The organism is Methylobacterium bullatum, from assembly GCF_014845095.1.
GTDB lineage: Bacteria > Pseudomonadota > Alphaproteobacteria > Rhizobiales > Beijerinckiaceae > Methylobacterium > Methylobacterium bullatum.
This window is the reverse complement of sequence record NZ_NKUG01000144.1, coordinates 25,061-42,179: the sequence shown is the minus strand read 5'-3', so window position 1 is coordinate 42,179 and position 17,119 is coordinate 25,061. Positions and strand designations below refer to the sequence as shown.

General features: G+C 69.3%; 15 protein-coding genes. 5 read left to right on the top strand and 10 right to left on the bottom strand.

The genetic code is table 11. The features are described 5' to 3' along the window. Window positions 1-20: 20 nt before the first annotated feature. Window positions 21-920: a LysR family transcriptional regulator gene (locus MBTS_RS19070; protein WP_056139970.1), complete on the bottom strand. Its 900-nt coding sequence runs from the start codon at window positions 918-920 to the stop codon at window positions 21-23. A gap of 128 nt (window positions 921-1,048) precedes the next feature. Between MBTS_RS19070 and MBTS_RS19065 the strand changes: the two genes are divergently transcribed. After that, window positions 1,049-2,230 carry an MFS transporter gene (locus MBTS_RS19065; RefSeq protein WP_192216249.1) on the top strand — a complete coding sequence of 394 codons (1,182 nt, stop codon included), beginning with the start codon at window positions 1,049-1,051 and terminating at the stop codon, window positions 2,228-2,230. 95 nt (window positions 2,231-2,325) lie between these two features. Here the strand turns inward: MBTS_RS19065 and MBTS_RS19060 are convergent, their stop codons facing one another. After that, entirely contained in the window at window positions 2,326-3,642 is a 1,317-nt protein-coding gene (locus tag MBTS_RS19060) for a UDP-glucose dehydrogenase family protein (protein ID WP_192216248.1), read from the bottom strand. Window positions 3,643-3,904: 262 nt separating this feature from the next. Between MBTS_RS19060 and MBTS_RS19055 the strand changes: the two genes are divergently transcribed. From MBTS_RS19055 to MBTS_RS19040, 4 genes are all read left to right on the top strand, one after another. Continuing rightward, window positions 3,905-5,002, top strand: coding sequence for an iron ABC transporter substrate-binding protein (locus MBTS_RS19055; RefSeq protein ID WP_192216247.1), 1,098 nt, complete (start codon window positions 3,905-3,907; stop codon window positions 5,000-5,002). After that, window positions 4,999-6,039: a FecCD family ABC transporter permease gene (locus MBTS_RS19050; protein WP_192216246.1), complete on the top strand. Its 1,041-nt coding sequence runs from the start codon at window positions 4,999-5,001 to the stop codon at window positions 6,037-6,039. The genes MBTS_RS19055 and MBTS_RS19050 overlap by 4 nt, the downstream gene beginning before the upstream one ends. Continuing rightward, window positions 6,036-6,809: an ABC transporter ATP-binding protein gene (locus MBTS_RS19045; RefSeq protein ID WP_192216245.1), complete on the top strand. Its 774-nt coding sequence runs from the start codon at window positions 6,036-6,038 to the stop codon at window positions 6,807-6,809. Before MBTS_RS19050 ends, MBTS_RS19045 begins: the two co-directional genes overlap by 4 nt. Window positions 6,810-6,876: 67 nt before the next feature. Continuing rightward, entirely contained in the window at window positions 6,877-7,197 is a 321-nt protein-coding gene (locus MBTS_RS19040) for a hypothetical protein (RefSeq protein ID WP_192216244.1), read from the top strand. 30 nt (window positions 7,198-7,227) lie between these two features. Here MBTS_RS19040 and MBTS_RS19035 read toward each other — a convergent pair whose 3' ends face one another. The 8 genes from MBTS_RS19035 to MBTS_RS19000 all read right to left on the bottom strand — a co-directional run bounded on the left by MBTS_RS19035 (window position 7,228) and on the right by MBTS_RS19000 (window position 17,013). Next, on the bottom strand, window positions 7,228-8,403 hold the full coding sequence (locus tag MBTS_RS19035; RefSeq protein WP_056161453.1) for an MFS transporter: 1,176 nt from the start codon (window positions 8,401-8,403) through the stop codon (window positions 7,228-7,230). Window positions 8,404-8,506: 103 nt separating this feature from the next. Beyond that, window positions 8,507-9,427 carry an ADP-ribosylglycohydrolase family protein gene (locus MBTS_RS19030; protein WP_192216243.1) on the bottom strand — a complete coding sequence of 307 codons (921 nt, stop codon included), beginning with the start codon at window positions 9,425-9,427 and terminating at the stop codon, window positions 8,507-8,509. 61 nt (window positions 9,428-9,488) lie between these two features. Further along, window positions 9,489-11,219, bottom strand: coding sequence for an alpha/beta fold hydrolase (locus tag MBTS_RS19025; protein WP_192216242.1), 1,731 nt, complete (start codon window positions 11,217-11,219; stop codon window positions 9,489-9,491). Beyond that, window positions 11,209-13,683 (bottom strand): glycoside hydrolase family 2 protein, encoded by a 2,475-nt coding sequence (locus MBTS_RS19020; protein ID WP_192216241.1) that lies wholly within the window; start codon window positions 13,681-13,683, stop codon window positions 11,209-11,211. Before MBTS_RS19020 ends, MBTS_RS19025 begins: the two co-directional genes overlap by 11 nt. Window positions 13,684-13,694: 11 nt before the next feature. Continuing rightward, window positions 13,695-14,660, bottom strand: coding sequence for a DUF1839 family protein (locus MBTS_RS19015; RefSeq protein WP_192216240.1), 966 nt, complete (start codon window positions 14,658-14,660; stop codon window positions 13,695-13,697). A 3-nt stretch (window positions 14,661-14,663) separates the two neighbouring features. Next, window positions 14,664-15,599, bottom strand: a complete 936-nt coding sequence (locus MBTS_RS19010) for an amino acid--[acyl-carrier-protein] ligase (protein WP_192216255.1) — start codon at window positions 15,597-15,599, stop codon at window positions 14,664-14,666. Beyond that, the gene (locus MBTS_RS19005) at window positions 15,599-16,762 is read right to left on the bottom strand and encodes an acyl-CoA dehydrogenase family protein (protein ID WP_147831560.1); all 1,164 of its coding nucleotides are present in this window, start codon (window positions 16,760-16,762) and stop codon (window positions 15,599-15,601) included. Before MBTS_RS19005 ends, MBTS_RS19010 begins: the two co-directional genes overlap by 1 nt. Then, the gene (locus tag MBTS_RS19000; protein ID WP_056139923.1) at window positions 16,759-17,013 is read right to left on the bottom strand and encodes an acyl carrier protein; all 255 of its coding nucleotides are present in this window, start codon (window positions 17,011-17,013) and stop codon (window positions 16,759-16,761) included. The genes MBTS_RS19005 and MBTS_RS19000 overlap by 4 nt, the downstream gene beginning before the upstream one ends. Window positions 17,014-17,119: the final 106 nt, after the last annotated feature.

Below are 17,119 nucleotides of genomic sequence, written 5' to 3'. Positions count from 1 at the left end.
GCAGGTCGCATCACGCTTGATCAGGCAGTGCGCTCCGACACCGTGAGATCGGTAGCCAGGAAATCGACGAAGGCGCGAACTTTGGGGCTCACCTGCCGGCTCGAGGGCCAGACGATCCTGAGCTTGCCCGTGCTTTTGATGTAAGGGGTCAGAACCGGCAGGAGCAGACTGGCTTCGATCTGCGGCCGGATGGTGAAGAGAGGGACGCAGGTGACGCCCTGTCCCCGCTCCGCCAGATAGATCAGCGGCTCGAGCGTGCTCGCCGTCAACGCGACCGGCACATCGCCTCCGACGAAGATATCGCCCCGGTAGAGAGGCCATCGCTCCAGCTTGCCGTTCGAGGGATAGCGGTGCTGCAGGCAGGCATGCCCGGCGAGATCCTCCGGTATGTTCGGGTATCCCATCCTATCGAAGTATTCCGGCGCCCCCACGACCCTGTGCTCGAATTGCCCGAGCATGCGCGTCATCAGCCGGGAATCGGAGACCTCGCCAGTCCGCACGACCGCGTCGAACCCCTCCTCCACTACATCGACGACGCGATCGGTGAAATCGAGGTCGAGCTCGACATCCGGATATGCGCGCATGAAGGCGGACAGGGACGGCATCAACAGCATCCCCACCAGCGGAAGGCTGATCCGCAGCCGTCCCCGCGGCCTCTCCTGTGACAAGGACATCTCGCGGGTCGCGGCATCGACCTCGGCAAAGATGCGGCGGCTGCGCTCCAAGAGCAGGCTGCCTTCCGCCGTCAGGGCGATGCTGCGGGTGCTGCGGTGAAACAGACGGGTGCCCAACCGCAGCTCCAGCCGCGCGATGGCCTTGCCCACCGCCGAGGGAGAAACTCCGAGCCGCCGGGCGGCCTCGACGAAGCTTCCAGCCTCAGCTGCTTGTAGGAAAACGTTGAGGGCGGACAGAGTGTCCACGGTATCGTCCCACGATTGCGGACACCAACGTCCGGATAAACCGGAACGATAGAGTATTTTTCGCTCCATTGCAGAGGGGTATCGCCGATGACGCGGTCGCTCGGACCGCCTCTCGACGGACCGATCCAATGGCTGAAACGATCACCCCGCCCGTGGCGCCGGGCGCAACCCGCTTGCCGGTCGTCGGCCTTTCGGCCCTGGCGATGGCGGGCTTCCTCACCATCCTGACCGAAGCCCTGCCCGCCGGACTGCTCCCGCTCATGAGCTCGGATCTCGGCGTGTCCGAGGCCATGGTCGGACAACTCGTCACCGCCTACGCGATCGGCTCTCTTGTCGCGGCCATTCCGCTCACGGCGGCAACCCGGACATGGCGACGGCGACCGCTCCTCATGCTGGCCATGGGCGGCTTCCTCGTGGTCAATGCCGTGACGGCGTCGTCGACCGATTACAGGCTGATGCTGGCCGCCCGCTTCATCGCCGGGCTCTTCGCGGGGCTCGTCTGGTCCCTGCTCGCCGGCTATGCCGGCCGCATGGCCCCTGAACATCTGAGGGGCCGCGCCATCTCCATCGCCATGGTCGGCGCGCCCTTGGCCCTGTCGATCGGTATTCCGGCCGGGACGTTGCTCGGTGGTCTCGTCGGATGGCGCCCGGTCTTTACTATCCTGAGCGGTCTCAGCGTCGTGCTGGTCGGCTGGATCGCCTGGAAGGTCCCTGACTTCGAGGGCGAAGCCCATGACCGCAGACTCCCCCTCGCCGAGGTCATCGCCCTGCCGGGCCTGAAGACGGTGCTGGCGGTGACGCTGGGCTTCGTGCTGGCTCACAACATCCTCTACACCTATGTCGCGCCCTTCCTCGCCCGCTCCGGCCTGGCCTCCCGCACCGATGCCGTGCTGCTGCTGTTCGGCCTCGCCGCGCTGGTGGGAATCTGGATCGTGGGATCCCGGATCGACCGGAGCCTGCGGACGCTCACGCAGATCAGCATCGCCGCTTTCTGCGGCGCGGGACTGGTTCTCGCCATCCTCGGTGACACCCGATGGGCCGTGCTGGTGGCCGTATCGGTATGGGGTGTCGCCTTTGGCGGGGCGGCATCCCTTTTCCAGACGGCCTCGGCACGGATTTCGGGAAAGACCGCCGACGTGGCCCAATCGATGATCGTCACCGCCTGGAACCTCGCGATCGCCGGGGGCGGCGTGCTCGGAGGCCTCTTGCTTCAATCCGGCGGTGCCGCCGCCCTGCCCTGGAGCCTCGTGGGGCTGCTGGCCTTCGTCGGTCTCTTGGTCCTGGCAGACCGCAAAACCGGGTTCGCTTGAGAACCCTCCTTCGACGAGATCGATATCGGCTCATTGAACGAGCGCGGGTCGGAAACGAGGCCTCGGGACGCGAAAAGGCGTCCTCTCCCCTTAGCTCACGCCTCCGGCGTCGGAACGCCGATGCCGACATAGTGGAAGCCGTGGCGAGCCACGTCCTCGCCCCGGTAGACGTTGCGCAGGTCCACCACCACCCGGACGGCCATGCTATCGGCGAGCAACGCCCAGTCGAGGGCGCGGAAGGCGTTCCACTCGGTGACGATGACGAGGGCGTCCGCCCCTTCGGCGCAGGAATAGGGGTCGTCGGCATAGGCGATGTCCGGCATCAGGTGCTTCGCGCCCTCCATCCCCTCCGGATCATGGGCGCGGATGCGCGCGCCGGCATCCTGCAGGCCGGCGACGATGGAGAGGGACGGCGCATCGCGCATGTCGTCGGTGTTCGGCTTGAAGGTGAGGCCCAGCAGCGCGATGGTCTTGCCGCGCACCGAGCCGCCGCAGGCGGTGACGATCTTGCGGGCCATGGCCCGCTTGCGCTGGTCGTTGACGGCGACCACCGCCTCCACCAGCCGGATCGGCGTGCCGCAATCCTGAGCGGTCTTCACCAGCGCCAGGGTATCCTTCGGGAAGCACGAGCCGCCATAGCCCGGCCCGGCATGCAGGAATTTCGAGCCGATGCGGTTGTCGAGGCCGATGCCACGGGCGACCTCCTGCACATTGGCGCCGACCTGCTCGCAGAGATCGGCGATCTCGTTGATGAACGTGATCTTGGTGGCGAGGAACGCGTTGGCGGCGTATTTCGTCAGCTCGGCCGTGCGCCGGCCGGTGACGAGGATCGGCGCCTGGTTGAGATAGAGCGGGCGGTAGACCTCGTTCATCACGTTGGCCGCGCGGGCGTCGTCGGCCCCGATGACGATGCGGTCGGGCCGCTTGAAATCGCCGATCGCCGCGCCTTCGCGCAGGAATTCCGGGTTCGACACCACGGCGAAATCCGCATCGGGCCGCGCCTCGCGGATGATGCGCTCGACCTCGTCGCCGGTGCCGACGGGAACCGTGGATTTGGTTACCACCACCGTATAGCCGGTGAGCGCGGCGGCGATGTCGCGGGCCGCCGCATAGACGTAGGAGAGATCGGCGAAGCCGTCGCCCCGCCGGGACGGCGTGCCCACCGCGATGAACACCGTGTCGGCGGCGGCCACCGCGCTCGTCAGGTCGGTGGTGAAGGTCAGGCGGTTCTGGCGGACATTGTCGGCCACCAGCGTGTTGAGGCCCGGCTCGAAGATCGGGATGCGCCCCTGCTCGAGCGCTTCGATCTTTGCCGGATCGTTGTCGACGCAACAGACCGTGTGGCCGAAATCGGCGAAGCACGCACCGGAGACCAGGCCGACATACCCCGCGCCGATCATCGCGATCTTCATCAGGCTCTCTCCTCGGCCGCCTCGATCAGGCGTCTCGACCAACCGTCTCTCGCCGCCGGCGGTGACAGATCCATGACGGACCGGGAGGATGGCCGACCATCACGTCGGCAGGTCCCGAAGCCTCCACCTCCGCCGGGCGGATCGGTAGGCCGGGGCTGTATAGCAGCCCCCTGCGGATGACAAACGAGAGGGTACGGCGGCCTCGGTTCCGGGCGCGTGCGTCACGGAGCGCCGCGCCCGTCGCCATGATACGATCCAGGCCATGATCCTTCGCTTCATCCCGCCGGCCACCGCCCGGAACCACGTTCCGTCCCGTGCTTTGCAGGCGCTCGTGGCGGTCGCGATAACTCTGGCGGGCCTCGCCCTCTCCGTGGAGGCGGCTTTTGCCCGCCCCTTCGTCGATGCGGCCGGGCGAACGGTGGAGGTGCCGGAGCGTGCGCGCCGCATCCTCGCCGCCGGTCCGCCGGCCTCGGTACTGCTCTACACCCTGGCCCCAAAGACCATGATCGGCTGGGTCCGCGCCCCCTCCCCCGACGAGGCCGCCTTCCTGACGCCGGAGACGCGTGGCCTGCCCGCCTACGGCCGGCTGACGGGCAAGGGCAACACCGCCAATGTCGAGGCCGTGCTGACCCTGAAGCCGGATCTCATCATCGACGTGGGCAGCACGGCGCCGACCTATGTCTCCCTCGCCGACCGGGTTCAGGCCCAGACGGGCATTCCGTACATTCTCCTCGACGGCGCCATCGACCGCACGTCCGAGACCTATGCCAAGCTCGGGGAACTCATCGGCGTCCCGGAGCGCGCCAGCGATCTCGCTACCCATGCGGAGGCGATGATCGCCGAGGTGAAGGGCCGGATCGCCTCGGTCCCCGCCGACCGGCGGCAGCGCGTCTATTACGCCCGCGGGCCTCGCGGCCTGGAGACGGGGGTTTCGGGCTCGATCAATACCGAGATCCTCGACCTGGCCGGCGCTCGCAATGTCGCGGAGGGCGGGGGCGCTGCGGGACTCACCACGATCTCGCCGGAACAGGTCCTGGCCTGGGATCCCGACGCCATCGTCACCCTCGACCCCGCCTTCTACCGGGCCATAGCCACCGATCCGCTCTGGAGCACGCTACGGGCCGTGCGGGCCGGCCGAGTCTACCAGACACCGCGCCTGCCCTTCGGCTGGTTCGATTCCCCGCCGGGGATCAACCGCCTGATCGGCCTGCGCTGGCTCGCGGCCCGGCTGTATCCCGACCTCTTTCCCGAACCGATGGAGGGCATCACGCGCGATTTCTACAGGCGCTTCTACCATGTGGACCTCGACGCGGCGCAGTTGGAAACCCTGCTGAAGGATGCAGGGGCCGCACGCCCGTGACAGCCTCCTCCCTCGCCGCCCGGCCTGCCTTGCGCCTCGCCGTGGCGGGCGTGCTACCGCTTCTCGCGCTGCTGCTCCTCGTTCTCGTCTCCCTGGCAACGGGCAAGTACTCCGTGCCCATCGCCGACGTGGCGCGCATCCTCTGGGCGAAGCTGCTTGGGCTCTCCTCCTCCATCGATCCGACCGCGCAGATCGTCGTGCTGCAGGTGCGCCTGCCGCGCGTGGCAGCGAGCCTCGTCGTCGGCGCGGCCCTGGCCGCGGCGGGCTCGACCTACCAGGGCCTGTTCCGCAATCCCCTGGTCTCGCCCGACATCCTCGGGGTCTCGGCCGGCGCGAGCCTCGGCGCCGTGCTCGGCATCTTTCTCTCGCTCCCCGTGGGTGCGATCCAGCTCCTCGCTTTCGCCGGGGGATTGCTCGCCGTGGGCGCGGTCTACGCGGTGGGCCTCGCGGTGCGACGGCACGATCCGGTACTGACCCTGGTGCTCGCCGGCGTCGCCATCGGGGCCGTCCTCGGCTCAGCGATCTCACTGCTGAAGGTGCTGGCCGACCCCTACAACCAGCTGCCCGCCATCACCTATTGGCTGCTCGGCAGCCTCGCTTCCGTCACCCTCGGCGATGTCGGCGCGATCCTGCCGGCGATGGTGCTCGGCCTGCTGCCCCTCGTCCTGTTCGCCTGGCGGATGAACCTGATGAGTCTCGGTGAGGAAGAGGCCAGGGCGCTGGGCGTCGAGACGCGCCTGCTGCGCCCGCTCTTCATCGCCGCCGCGACCCTGGTGACCGCGGCCGCCGTCTCCGTCACCGGCGTGATCGGCTGGATCGGCCTCATCATCCCGCATGTGGCCCGGCTGATCGTCGGGCCGGACTTCCGCCGCCTGCTGCCGGCCTCCCTCCTGATGGGGGCGGGCTACCTCCTGGCGGTGGATCTCGTCGCCCGCACCGTCGCGCCGATCGAGGTGCCGCTGGGCATCCTCACCGCGCTCATCGGCGCACCGTTCTTCCTCTGGCTCCTGGCCACCGCGAAGGGGGGCTGGGCTTGAGCCTGGAAGTCCAGAACCTCGCCTTCGGCTACGGCACGAAGCCCCTCGGCGTGGGCATCGGCTTCACCTTGAAGGCGGGCGAGGTGCTCGGCCTTCTGGGTCCGAATGGCGGCGGCAAGACCACCCTGTTCAAGACCCTCCTCGGCCTGCTCCCCGCGAAAGCCGGGCGGATCACCCTCGACGGCGAGGATGTGACCACCTGGTCGCGGGCGCGGTTCGCGCGCAGCGTCGCCTACGTGCCCCAGGCCCATGCCGCCTTCTTTCCTTTCCGCGTGCAGGACGTGGTGCTGATGGGCCGGGCGAGCCGCCTCGGTGCCTTCGCCGCTCCCGGCAGGGCGGACGAGGCGATAGCCCTCGAGGCGCTCGCCACCCTCGGCATCCGGCATCTGTCCGAGCGGCGTTACACGGAGATCAGCGGGGGCGAGCGCCAGCTCGTCCTCATCGCCCGGGCGCTGGCGGGAGAACCCCGCTTCCTCGTCATGGACGAGCCCACCGCCAGTCTCGATTTCGGCAATCAGGCCCGCGTCCTCGACCAAGTGCGGCGCCTCAAGGAACGCGGCATGGGCATCGTTCTCTCGACCCACGACCCGGATCACGCCTTCCTCTGCGACACGGTCGCACTCCTGCACGAGGGCCGGCTCCTGGCACTCGGCAGACCGGAGGAGGCCGTCACGCCCGAGACCCTGCGCCTCCTCTACGGCATCGACGTCGCCATCGTCCCCCTGCCGGGCAGCGGACGCTTCGTCTGCACGCCGATCCTGCCCAGCTGACGCGGCACGCCGGCACCCGCCCGCGCGTTGCCGTGCCGATGAGCGTCGATGAGGGAACGGAGACCGGATGCCAGTGCTGGAGACCCCCGACGGCCGCTACATCGTCGTCAAGGGACGGCTCTGGCGGCGCACCGATCCGAACCTGAGCGAAGAGAAGCGGGAGCACCTCGTCAAGGCATTGATGGATGCGCGGCGGGCGGTGAAGGAGGCCAAGCGCTCGGGCGACGAGGCCGACATGAAGCGCGCCCGCGCGGCGGTCGACGCCGCCAAGCACGGTCTGGGCGAACGCGGCCCCGTCTGGTGGACGGACGGCGCCCCCGACCAGAACCGCCGCATGGTCGCGAACACGACCTATGCCGAGTGGTATGCGGGGCTCCCGGAGACGTAGGCGGCCTCCCCCAACGATGGGCGCGTGATCCTACCGCGAGAGCAGCTTCCCGGTGAGAGTGCCGACACCCAGGATCACGAGGGCGCAGAGTGCGAGCGCGGTGAACTGGCCGAGGCCTTGAAGCGCCGCGCCGAGGATCGCCACGCCCAGAGCCTGTCCGCAGAAGAACGAGAAGGCGTGGAGGGAGACCGCCGAGGCGCGGGCCGTGGGCGCCACTTCGGTGACCTGAACCTGAAAGGTGTTGTGGAGCATGTAGAAGCCGAGGCCCAGCGCCACGAGGGCCGCGCAATCCACCTGCCAGCTTCCCGCGCTGCCGATGACGAGGAGGGCGCCGGCGCAGATGGCGCCTCCGCCGACCAGCATCCGGCGCATCCCGAGGAACCGCAGGAGGAGGGCGACGAAGGCCGAGTAGAGCAAACCGCCGGCGGCGAAGCCCGCCAGGGCCAGCCCGGCCTCGCGCGGGCCGCCCTCCCCGCGCGCCTCAATGAGCGGCGCGAGATGGGGGAAGATGCCGAAGACCGCGATCGCCTCGATGAACACGGCGGCGAACAGCACCCGCGCACGGGGAATGGCGACGATGGTGCGGTAGCGCGCCACCGCCTCGCCCAACGCGAAGCGCTTGGGTGCCGCGCCGGCCGCCCATTCGAAGCCGAGGATCGCCGCCGCGCAGCCGAGCGCCGCGATGGCCGCCGTGATGGCGAAGACGCCCTTCCAGCCGACATCGGCCTCGATCAGACCGGCGAAGGTCGAGCCGGACAATTGCCCGAGGATGACGGCGACGAGGAAGCGGCCGATGGCGACCTGTCGGCGCTCCAGCGGGATACGGTCCCCCATGAGAGCGAGCGCCAGCGGGATGACGCCGCCCGCCGCCGCGCCCGCGAGCACGCGCAGCCCGAACAGCACGGTGAGATCCGCCGAGAGCGCGCATCCGGCGAGTGCCAAAGTGAGGATGCCGAGACAGACGGCGATGACCCGTTCCTTGCCCAGCGAATCCCCCACCGGCCCTAGGATCGGCTGGATCAGGGCGTAGGGCAGCGCGAAGGCCGTCGACAGCAAAGCGACCGTATGTGGATCGCTGCGCAGATCGCGGGCGAGGACGCCGACGAGGGGCTCGATGGCGCGCCCGGCGAAGGTACTGGCAAAGCCGGCCACGGCCAGGATCACGATGAGCCGCGTGGTCGAGAAGGCCGTTGGTGCTGCGGTCATTCACACCCTCGAAACGGGGACGATCCGGTCGGCCCTCGCGCGAGCGTCCACAGGGGTGTGTTTCATACGCGGATCATGACGGCAACGCGCGATGCGCCCGGGATCAGGCTTTCGCCACCAGGGCGTCGGCGAGATCGACGATCCGCTCGCGCCAGGCCAGGGGCCGGAGCCAGCGTTCGGGGATCGCCGAGGCGCCGTAGAGGGCGCCCGCGAGCTGTCCGGTGACGGCACCGACCGTATCGGCGTCCTCGCCCAGATTGACGGCCAGGATCAGCGCGTCCTCGAAGGTCTCGGTGGTGCCGACCGCCCAGAGGGCCGCCTCCAGCGTGTGGATCACGTAGCCGGACGAACGGATCCCGGCCCGTGTCTTCCCGCGCCATGAGCCACGGGCGATCGCCCCGACGGCCGATGTGGCGGAGCCGCCGACGGTGCGCGGACGCAGACTATCCGCCTCGCCGAGAATCGCACCACGGAGGAGCTGGACGAAATAGGTGCAGGCCTCGACGGCCTCCTGCGCGCCGTGGGTGGTCCGGCTCTGCGCCTCGGCGATCCGTTCGGCCTCGCGGGGATCGCGCAGAGTGACGAGGGCGACGGGGGCGAGCCGCATCAGAGAGCCGTTGCCGGCGGTGTCCGGATCGGTGGAGCCGGACTCGGCTCGGCCGGTCTCGACGAACCGGGCCAGGGCGTCCCGCGTCGTCAGGCCGATGTCGAAACAGGCGCCGGTGCAGGAATAGGCGCCCTGCTTCCACCACGCGACGAAACGGGTGGCGAGGTCGTGGGGGTCGAAAGGTCCGGCTTGAAGCAGGCTCTCGGCAAGCGCCAGAGCCATGCTGGTATCGTCGGTCCATTGACCGGGCTCAAGATCGAACGGGCCGCCGCCGGTCATCTCGGTGTGATGCGGAAGCGTATCCCGGCGGCTGAATTCCAGGGTGGTGCCGAGGGCGTCGCCGATCGCGAGGCCGAGGAAAGCGCCGCGGGCGCGGTCGCGGATCGCGGGGGAGTGCGTCGGATCGGGCAAGGTCACGCGGAGGCTCCGTTGGCTCCGGCAACCATACCCGTCGCGGAGGGGCGCGGCGATACGGGCTTCAGCGCAGGCGCGCGAGCAGCCGCTCAAGCACCTCGGTCATCCGCGCCTGCGCCGCGGCCGGGCTGAGATCGTGATCCGCCCCCTCGATGATCGTCACCGGGCCGCCGAGGCGGCGGGCCATCCTTGCGGGGGAGCGGCCGAGCGCCTCGTGCAGGGCGGCGAGGCCGCGATCGCCCGCGCTGTAGACGAGTTCGAGATGGGCACCGCGCCGGCGCAGGGCGGCGATGCGCTGCGCCACGCTTCCGCCGGCAGGGCGGGGCCGGAGCAGGAGGGCGAGCCGCTTACCCACCCGCCCGATGGCGGCCCGGGTGATCGCCCGCGCGATGGCGCCGACGCGGATTTCGCCGCGCGCGAGGCGTCGCCATGCGGCTCCCTGCTTCAGCAGGCCGGCATAGGTCGAGGCGTTCCGGAACACGTTGCGGATAACGCTGTCCACGTCGTCCGCCGGGTTCCAGTCGAAGCAATAGGGGTTGACCAGCACCGCGCCCTTCAGCCTCTCCTCGCGGCAGACGGCCCGGAAGGCGAGATAGGCCCCGCTGCAGGCGCCCACGATGACGATCGGGCCAGATCGAACGGTCTCAAGACGGTCGAGGGCGGCGCGGACATCGTCGAGCGCGTCGAGGCTGTAGAGGGGAGACGCACCGCCCGGCCGGTTCGGACTGTCGCCGATGCCGCGCAGGTCCATGCGCAGGGACGGAAAGCCCTGGTCGGCGAGACGTCGCGCGAGCGTGGTCGTTTGCCGCCCCCAGCCGGAATGCACGTTGGTGCCCGCATTGACGAAGAGCACCATCGGCCGCGCCGCTTCCACGTCGCGCGGATGGCAGAGGATGCCGAACAGAGACGGGCCGAACCGCGAGGGTTCCTCCCACCAGCCGTCCCCCCGGATCGGATTGGCCGGGAGCGGCGGGAGCGCGGCGGCCGGGACGGGACGGGGCTGCGCCCCTTCGGCGACGGAAGCGATCACCGCCGAGAAGGCCTCGTCCGGCGTCTCGGCATAGAGCGGGTTGGCGACGAGGGCGGCGAGGCCGGGAAAGGGCCGCGTCGTCACCCGCGCCCCCAGCGCTGCGTAACGGGGGCCGAGCCCGCCGGCCTCAGCCCCGACGAGCAGGATGTCGGGAGCCGGCGCCCGCTCGGCCTTGGTGAGGTCGATGACGGAAAGTTCGGCGGCGAGAGCGGGACCGAGATGGAATCCGCCCACGGTGAGGCAGCCCTCCTCCTGCGGCAGTGGCGAACCGTCCGGCAGGCGCCCGATGGTGCGCGACTGCATCTTCATTTCGCGCAGATAAGCGCGCCCGGTCGCGAAGGGCGCCAGCAGGACGAGCCGGTCGACGTGATCCCCCTCCGCCGCCAGGGCCGCGAGCGTGCCGCCGAGGCGAAGCCCGACGAGGACGATCTCCTCCACCCCCGCCTCGTCGCGGAGATGGCGGATCGCCCGGCGGATCGCCCGCACCCGGCCCTCGACGCTGTCGGCCTCCGCGTCGGCGGAATCGCCCGTTCCGGGATAGTCGAAGCTCAGGGTGGCGCAGCCCGTGGTGGCGATCCCCTCGGCGAGCGCCCGCCAGGGGCGATGCGCCGAGAGCTGCTCGTAGCCGTGGGTGGCGCACAGGACGACACCCCGGCGCGAGATCCCCGGGCCGAACCAGCCGAACAGACCGTCGAAGGCGACGGGGCTCAGCGGCAGGGGCGACGCAGCGGCATCGCTCCCGACAGGGACTGTCTCAAACGCCATCCGGACCGAACCTCACGATCTCGATGCCATTGATGGCGCTGATCCGTCCCGCCGGCTCGGGCGCTGTCTCCGAAGTGCCGAGAAGCGGCACGAGACGGCTCGCCCCCGGCGCGAGGGAGAAACCATTGTCCAACGGCCGTCCGAGCGTGGTCTCGATCTGGACGTGGAGGGCATGCAGTCCGGTGGCGATCCGGAGCGCCCAGCCGGATCGATCGGCGACGAGCGCGGCGCTGAGACCGAGATCACGCGGTTCGGAATCCCGCCCCTGCGGGTAGTGAAACGCTTCGGCGATCACCGCGCCCGTGCCGGTCTCGATGAGGCTCGCATGGCCGAGGCTATGGGCCGGCGGCCCGAACCGATAGGCATGGGTGGCGTCGAAGAAGCGCCCCAGCAGTTCCGCCGAGGACCATGAGGCGGAGACGCGCGGGCCGACCTCGATCACCCGCTCGGCCCCGACGACCACCCGGCCGCCCGCATCGGTGAAGGCGAGGCGGAGGGTCGCATCGAGCCGCTGCGCCGTCTCGTTGTGGACATGGAGATGGAGTCCGTTCAAGCCTTCGTCGGACAGGGTGACCTGGACCGGCCTGAACGCGCGCTTGAGGGCGTACCAGGCGGGTTTCGGACGCCCGAGGCAGTCGACGACGCCCCATCCCGCCCCCGGCGCGAGATCGCGGAAAAACCAGACGAGCCCGCCGGCATTGGGCGAGCGCGCCCGGCGCCATTCCGCGAACACCGCCTCCATGCACGCGCCGCTCGCCGCGCGGCCGAGCGCGTGGTAGCGCTCGGGATTCTCCCGGCGGAGCCGTTCGGGATCGGCACCGAACAGCGTCGCCACGTAATGGTCGCGCACGCCCTCGAAATCCCAATCCGCCCCCCGGTCGCGGGGGATGCCCGCCATCCAACGCGGTGATGCGGGATCGGTGAGGCCGCATTCGGCGAGGGTCGCGGCGTCCGGCACGTTGGCGAAGGCGAGGCATTCGGAGGCGAACCCGACCTCGGCCCGGCGGGCATCCTCGAACGGACGGCGATAGGCGCCGACGCCGTAATAATGCGTCACCCCGGCGCTGGTGGAGAAGGGTAGATCGCCGCCCGAGGGGGAGTTGGGCACCACGACGAGGTCGGGTCTGGTCCTGGCAACCAGATCGGGAAGCGCTTCCGTGACGAAGCTGCCGGCCCAGACCGCGCGCGGGAAGCCGAGCATCGCCGCCTGCTGCCAGACCTCGTTTCCGCCCGACAGCACGCAGAGCGAGGGCGAGGTCTGCGTGCGGTCGAGGAACTGCGTGATCTCCTCGACGAGGATTTCGCGGAAGGCGGGATCGTCGGTCGGATAATCGAAATTAGCCAGCATCAGATCCTGCCAGACCAGGATGCCGAGTTCGTCGCAGAGATCGTGGAAAGCCGAAGCTTCATAGAGCGTGATCCCCGGCACGCGCAGCATGTTCATGCCGGCCTCCCGCGCCAGTTCGAGGAGGGGCCGATAGCTGTTGCGGTCGCTGGGCAGACCCACGAGGTCGGGCGGCGTCCAGCAGGCGCCGCGGCAGTAGACCGGCACGCCGTTGATCGCGAGGCTCAACCCCTCCTCGAACGGGCGGGTCAGGGCGATGGTGCGGAAGCCGACGCGGCCGAGATCGATACGCCTGCCCGCGACCGAAACGTCAACCGTGTGAAGCCTCGGCTCGCCGTGGGTGTGGGGCCACCACGGGGCGATGTCCGGCAACAGGAGTTCGCCTTCGAACCCTCCGGGGGCGACCTGACGAAGGGCGGCCTCGCGGCCGTCGCAGATCAGGAACGCCGGTCCCTCCGCCACGCCGTCGAGTTCGATCCGCACGGTGAGGCGTCCCGTCTCGTCTTCGAGGGTCGTGCGCAGATCGACGGACGCGATATCCACATCGTCCCCGCGAAGAACTTTGTGCGTCACCGGCCGATAGGGGCCGACGCTGTCGATGGACGGGCACCAGCCCGGCATGAACCCGAGCAGGCTGGTGCGGACATGGCGCAGCGAGCCCGGCGTCGCCAGGAGCGGTCGCCAGCGGCCACGCTTGTGCGGGCGCGCCAACTCGGCCGAAAGCGACCGGAAGCAGAGGGCGATCTCGGTCTCGCCCGAGAGATCCGCCTCGACCTCCCGGGCCAGGAACATCGAGCGACCGGTACCGGCGAGAACCCCGTCGATCCAGATCTCACTGAGTGTCGCCAGCCCCTCGAAGCGCAGTCGCTCGCGGCCGGTGCCGGAGAGAGTGGCTCGATACCAGACATCGGACTCGTGGAGCGGCGTCGGCGCCGCCTCGGACCAGAGCCCGTCCTCGCGCAAGGAGGCCGCCGCCGTGCCGGGAACGCGGGCCGCGATCCATCCCTCGCCCGGCAGGTCGCGGGGTGTCGCGCAGGCGTTCGACGGCGTCACCACCAGGTGCCAAGGTCCCTCGACGTTGAGGGCCGGCATGCCGTCGACGGCGAGGATACGCGCCACCGCGATGCCTCTCAGGACAGCGCGCGGTCGAGGGCGGCGAAGACCGCATCGTAGGTGCCGGCCAGCCCGTCGAGGCGTTGGCAGAGACCCGCGGCGTTGCGCCGGCCGAAGGCGCGCGCTAGCTGGAACTGGAAGGCCTTAGCTTCCGCCGCGAGCTTTTGCGCCAGTTCCGAGCCGGAAGACATGTCGGCAACGCCATGGCTGTCGAGCCATGCGAGATGGCTGCCGAGAAGCTCGAAATTGGCTCCGAGTTGGCGGGTCGTGTTGAAGGCGTAGCCGTGGAAGACGCTGAGCGGGTTCTGCACCAGCACCTCCACCCGTTCCGCCAGGGCATCCCGGAAAGCGAGGATCGGATTGGTCCTTGGCGCGAAGCGCCGGTGATGGCGCAGCAGGTCGAGGGCGGCACGGGGCAGGTCGTCCGGCGTGAGCGGCGGGCCGACCGGCTTCACGAATTCGGCATAGGGGAAAAGGATTCCGGCGGCGAAGATGCCGTCGTAATCGCCCCCCTGGAGACGGAAGCGGCCGGCATTGTGGAGGTAGTCGAGCCGGCGCTCGCCCGCCTCGAGGCCGAGGATCCCGATCGTGGTCTTGCCATGCTCGCGACCATAGGTAGTGCCGACTGTGTCGGGCAGGTGGATCGCGTCCACTTCCACGAGGACCGGGCATCCGCGCGCGACCTGCACGCCGGCATGCGCCTCCAGGCTCTCGAAGAGTGCGAGTTCCTGGATCGACAATCCGTAGAGCCGCTCGATCTCGCCGGGAGGAGGCTTGAAGAAGGTGAACTGGTCGCCTTCGAAATCCTGCCGCAGGGTGAAGCCGAGCATGGCTTCCGGCACGAGGCCCCGGCCGTGCAGCAGCTCGATCCAGAGATCGACGTAGCAGTTCGTCTCCGGCCAGATCCGGTCGGAGCCATGAAGGGCATGGGAGGCGGATGGCGACGGGTCCGAAGCCTCTTCGCGGAGGGCGGTGGCGGACACCTTCTAGCCCCAGAGCCGGTCGCGCACGGCGTCCGGCCACGCCTCGATGTCGAGGCCGTGATGGCGGAGCAGGGCCAGGGTGATCCGCTCCAACCCGAACCCGACGCAGGCGGTGTGCGCCACCTCGCCATCGGCCTGCCGGATATCCCAGATCGTGCCGAAATGGTCCTGGTGGTAATTGAAACTGAGGCAGGCGGTGGGCTTGTCCTCGCTGTTGACAGGCACGTTCAGCTCGAATTTCAGCCCCTGGGCGCGCTGGTTGTTGGCGAGCATGCGCCCGGCGCGGCCGAAGAACGGATCGTTGGCCGGGTCCACCGCGATCGGCAGGCCGAGTTCGCGCATCATCGCGGTGCCGCGCTCCAGCCAGAGCTCGCGGAAGGCGAGAACCTGATCGGGACTGCCCATGCGCACGTATTCGCGCATGCGGAACATCTGCATCCGCGTCGGCTCCAGCGAGGGCTCGTGGCGGAAGCAGTAGGATTGCAGGTCGAACAGCAGCCCGCCTTCGGGCAGCGCCCCGCGCGCCGCGGCCACCGGGTAGAGCGGGTAGCAGGCGGCGGGCGTCAGCACGATCTCGCTGGCGGCCTGGCCGCCGGTCCAGTCGGTGCCGGCCTCGATACAGGCCAGCAGCCGAGCGTGATCGGCGTCGTTTCCGCAGAAGCAGTGGATGGTGCCGGCGAGGTTGGGAAACCCCTTGAGGTAACCGCTGCGCTCGAAGGCCGGCCGGCTCATGCCGGGGGGGAAGCGGAGGGATTCGGCCCCGTCGCCGGCGCCGAGCCGGGTGGCGATCCGGTCCACGGCCTCGACCACGCTCTCGAACTCGCCGCTGCGCCCATAGAGCCCGTCGACGCCGGTGCGAACGAGGAGGCCCTGGTCGAAGAGCCGGTCCAGCAGGGAGCGCGGCCCGGACACGGGATCGCGGGCGGGAAGCTGGTCCATCATGCGCTCAGGAGCTGGCCCCCGCCCTTCTGCACGAGCAGGAGGTTTGCGGTGTTGGCGAGGATGCGGTCGTTGTTGATCATCAGCGGCGCCGACAGCACGTCGCGGAGTTGCCGGCCGAGGCTGAACGGAGTGCCGTTCTTGTAGCCGGAGAGCCCGACGATCCCCAGCGCGCGCTGGACGATGTCGACCGCCTTGTCGGAGATCGTCGTCTTGACGTTGTTGAGCATGACGGCGAACCCGATGGAGCCGAGTTCGTCGGCGTCGCCCTGCGCCGCCTCGTAGCGCTTGAGGGCGGCGATCACCGTCGCCTTCATGGCCTGGAGTTCGTTGGCGGCTTCTGCCAGACGCAGGGCGCCGGGCGGAACCTGGCCCGGCCGACGCCGGGCTTCGCCCTGGACATAGGCCCTGGCCCTGTCGAGGGCATGGCTGGCGATGCCGAACCAGACGCTGCTCCAGAGCAGGTGCGACCAGGCGAGCATGGACTGCGCCGCGATCTCGGCGAAGGGCTTGGGCAGGATCTGCGCCACCGGCACGTCGCGGGCTTCCAGCTTGAACCCGTCGCTGCAGGTGCCGCGCATGCCCAGCGTATCCCAGGTGCTCGTGCGCTCCAGGGACATCTGTCCCTTCATCAAGGCCACGAGGACCTGATCCGACGAGGACGCCTCCGGATGACGGCGACCGGTGGCGAGGATCACGTCGGCATGGGCACCGTAGGAGATGACGGTGGCGTCCTTAGCGAAATGGAACACGTCGCCCGCCGTCTCGACCGCGCAGAGGCTGTTGCGCAGGTCGCCGCCGATGCCCCCCTCGGTGGTGGCCGAGGCGAAGAGGAGCTGATCGCGCGCCACCCTTTCCATCAGGGTGCAATGCCACTCGCTGTCGAGGCCGTGCGAGACGAGGCTCGCGACCTTGATCTGGTGCATGGCGAAGACCATCGCCGCAGCGGAACAGGCCTGGGACAGGGTGAAGCAGACCTCGGCGATCTGCGACAGGCTCGCGCTCTCGCCGCCGAACTGCATGGGGATCTGCATCCCGATCAGGCGCTCCGCCTTGAGAGCCGTCACCGCCTCGGCGGGAAAGCGGGCCTGACGGTCGACGTCGTCGGCATGGAGGGCAGCGACAGAAGCGACCCGCTTGGCGCGGATGGCGATGTCGGTCATGCGGCTGCCGAAACGGTCAGCTTGCTCACCGTCTCGACGATGATGCGGATGGTGGAGAAGGAGCGCCGGTTGAGGAGGTTATCGGGGAACTCGATGTTGTAGCGTTCTTCGAGCGCGAGCATCAGCTGGACCGAACCGAACGAGTCCAGGCCTCTGTCGAACAGGTTGTCGTCTTCTCCGAGACTGTCGACCACCTCGGTCAGGGCCGCGACGCTCTTGAGCGTGTCGCGGATATCTTCGGGAAGCACCATGTTGCCGCGCCTTTTACGTAATATTTCTCGTAAAATATCGCGGTGCCCATGCCGGTCAAGACCATTCGGCTCAGGTAGTTAATGAGCGGCACAAGCCGGCATGAAA

Bases quoted from the DNA above. Each gene is read 5' to 3' on its own strand.
- MBTS_RS19065 (WP_192216249.1), top strand. From the start codon at position 1,049: ATGGCTGAAACGATCACCCCGCCCGTGGCGCCGGGCGCAACCCGCTTG.
- MBTS_RS19000 (WP_056139923.1), bottom strand. From the start codon at position 17,013: ATGGTGCTTCCCGAAGATATCCGCGACACGCTCAAGAGCGTCGCGGCC.
- MBTS_RS19060 (WP_192216248.1), bottom strand. From the start codon at position 3,642: ATGAAGATCGCGATGATCGGCGCGGGGTATGTCGGCCTGGTCTCCGGT.
- MBTS_RS19005 (WP_147831560.1), bottom strand. From the start codon at position 16,762: ATGACCGACATCGCCATCCGCGCCAAGCGGGTCGCTTCTGTCGCTGCC.
- MBTS_RS19025 (WP_192216242.1), bottom strand. From the start codon at position 11,219: ATGGCGTTTGAGACAGTCCCTGTCGGGAGCGATGCCGCTGCGTCGCCC.
- MBTS_RS19040 (WP_192216244.1), top strand. From the start codon at position 6,877: ATGCCAGTGCTGGAGACCCCCGACGGCCGCTACATCGTCGTCAAGGGA.
- MBTS_RS19035 (WP_056161453.1), bottom strand. From the start codon at position 8,403: ATGACCGCAGCACCAACGGCCTTCTCGACCACGCGGCTCATCGTGATC.
- MBTS_RS19010 (WP_192216255.1), bottom strand. From the start codon at position 15,599: ATGGACCAGCTTCCCGCCCGCGATCCCGTGTCCGGGCCGCGCTCCCTG.
- MBTS_RS19055 (WP_192216247.1), top strand. From the start codon at position 3,905: ATGATCCTTCGCTTCATCCCGCCGGCCACCGCCCGGAACCACGTTCCG.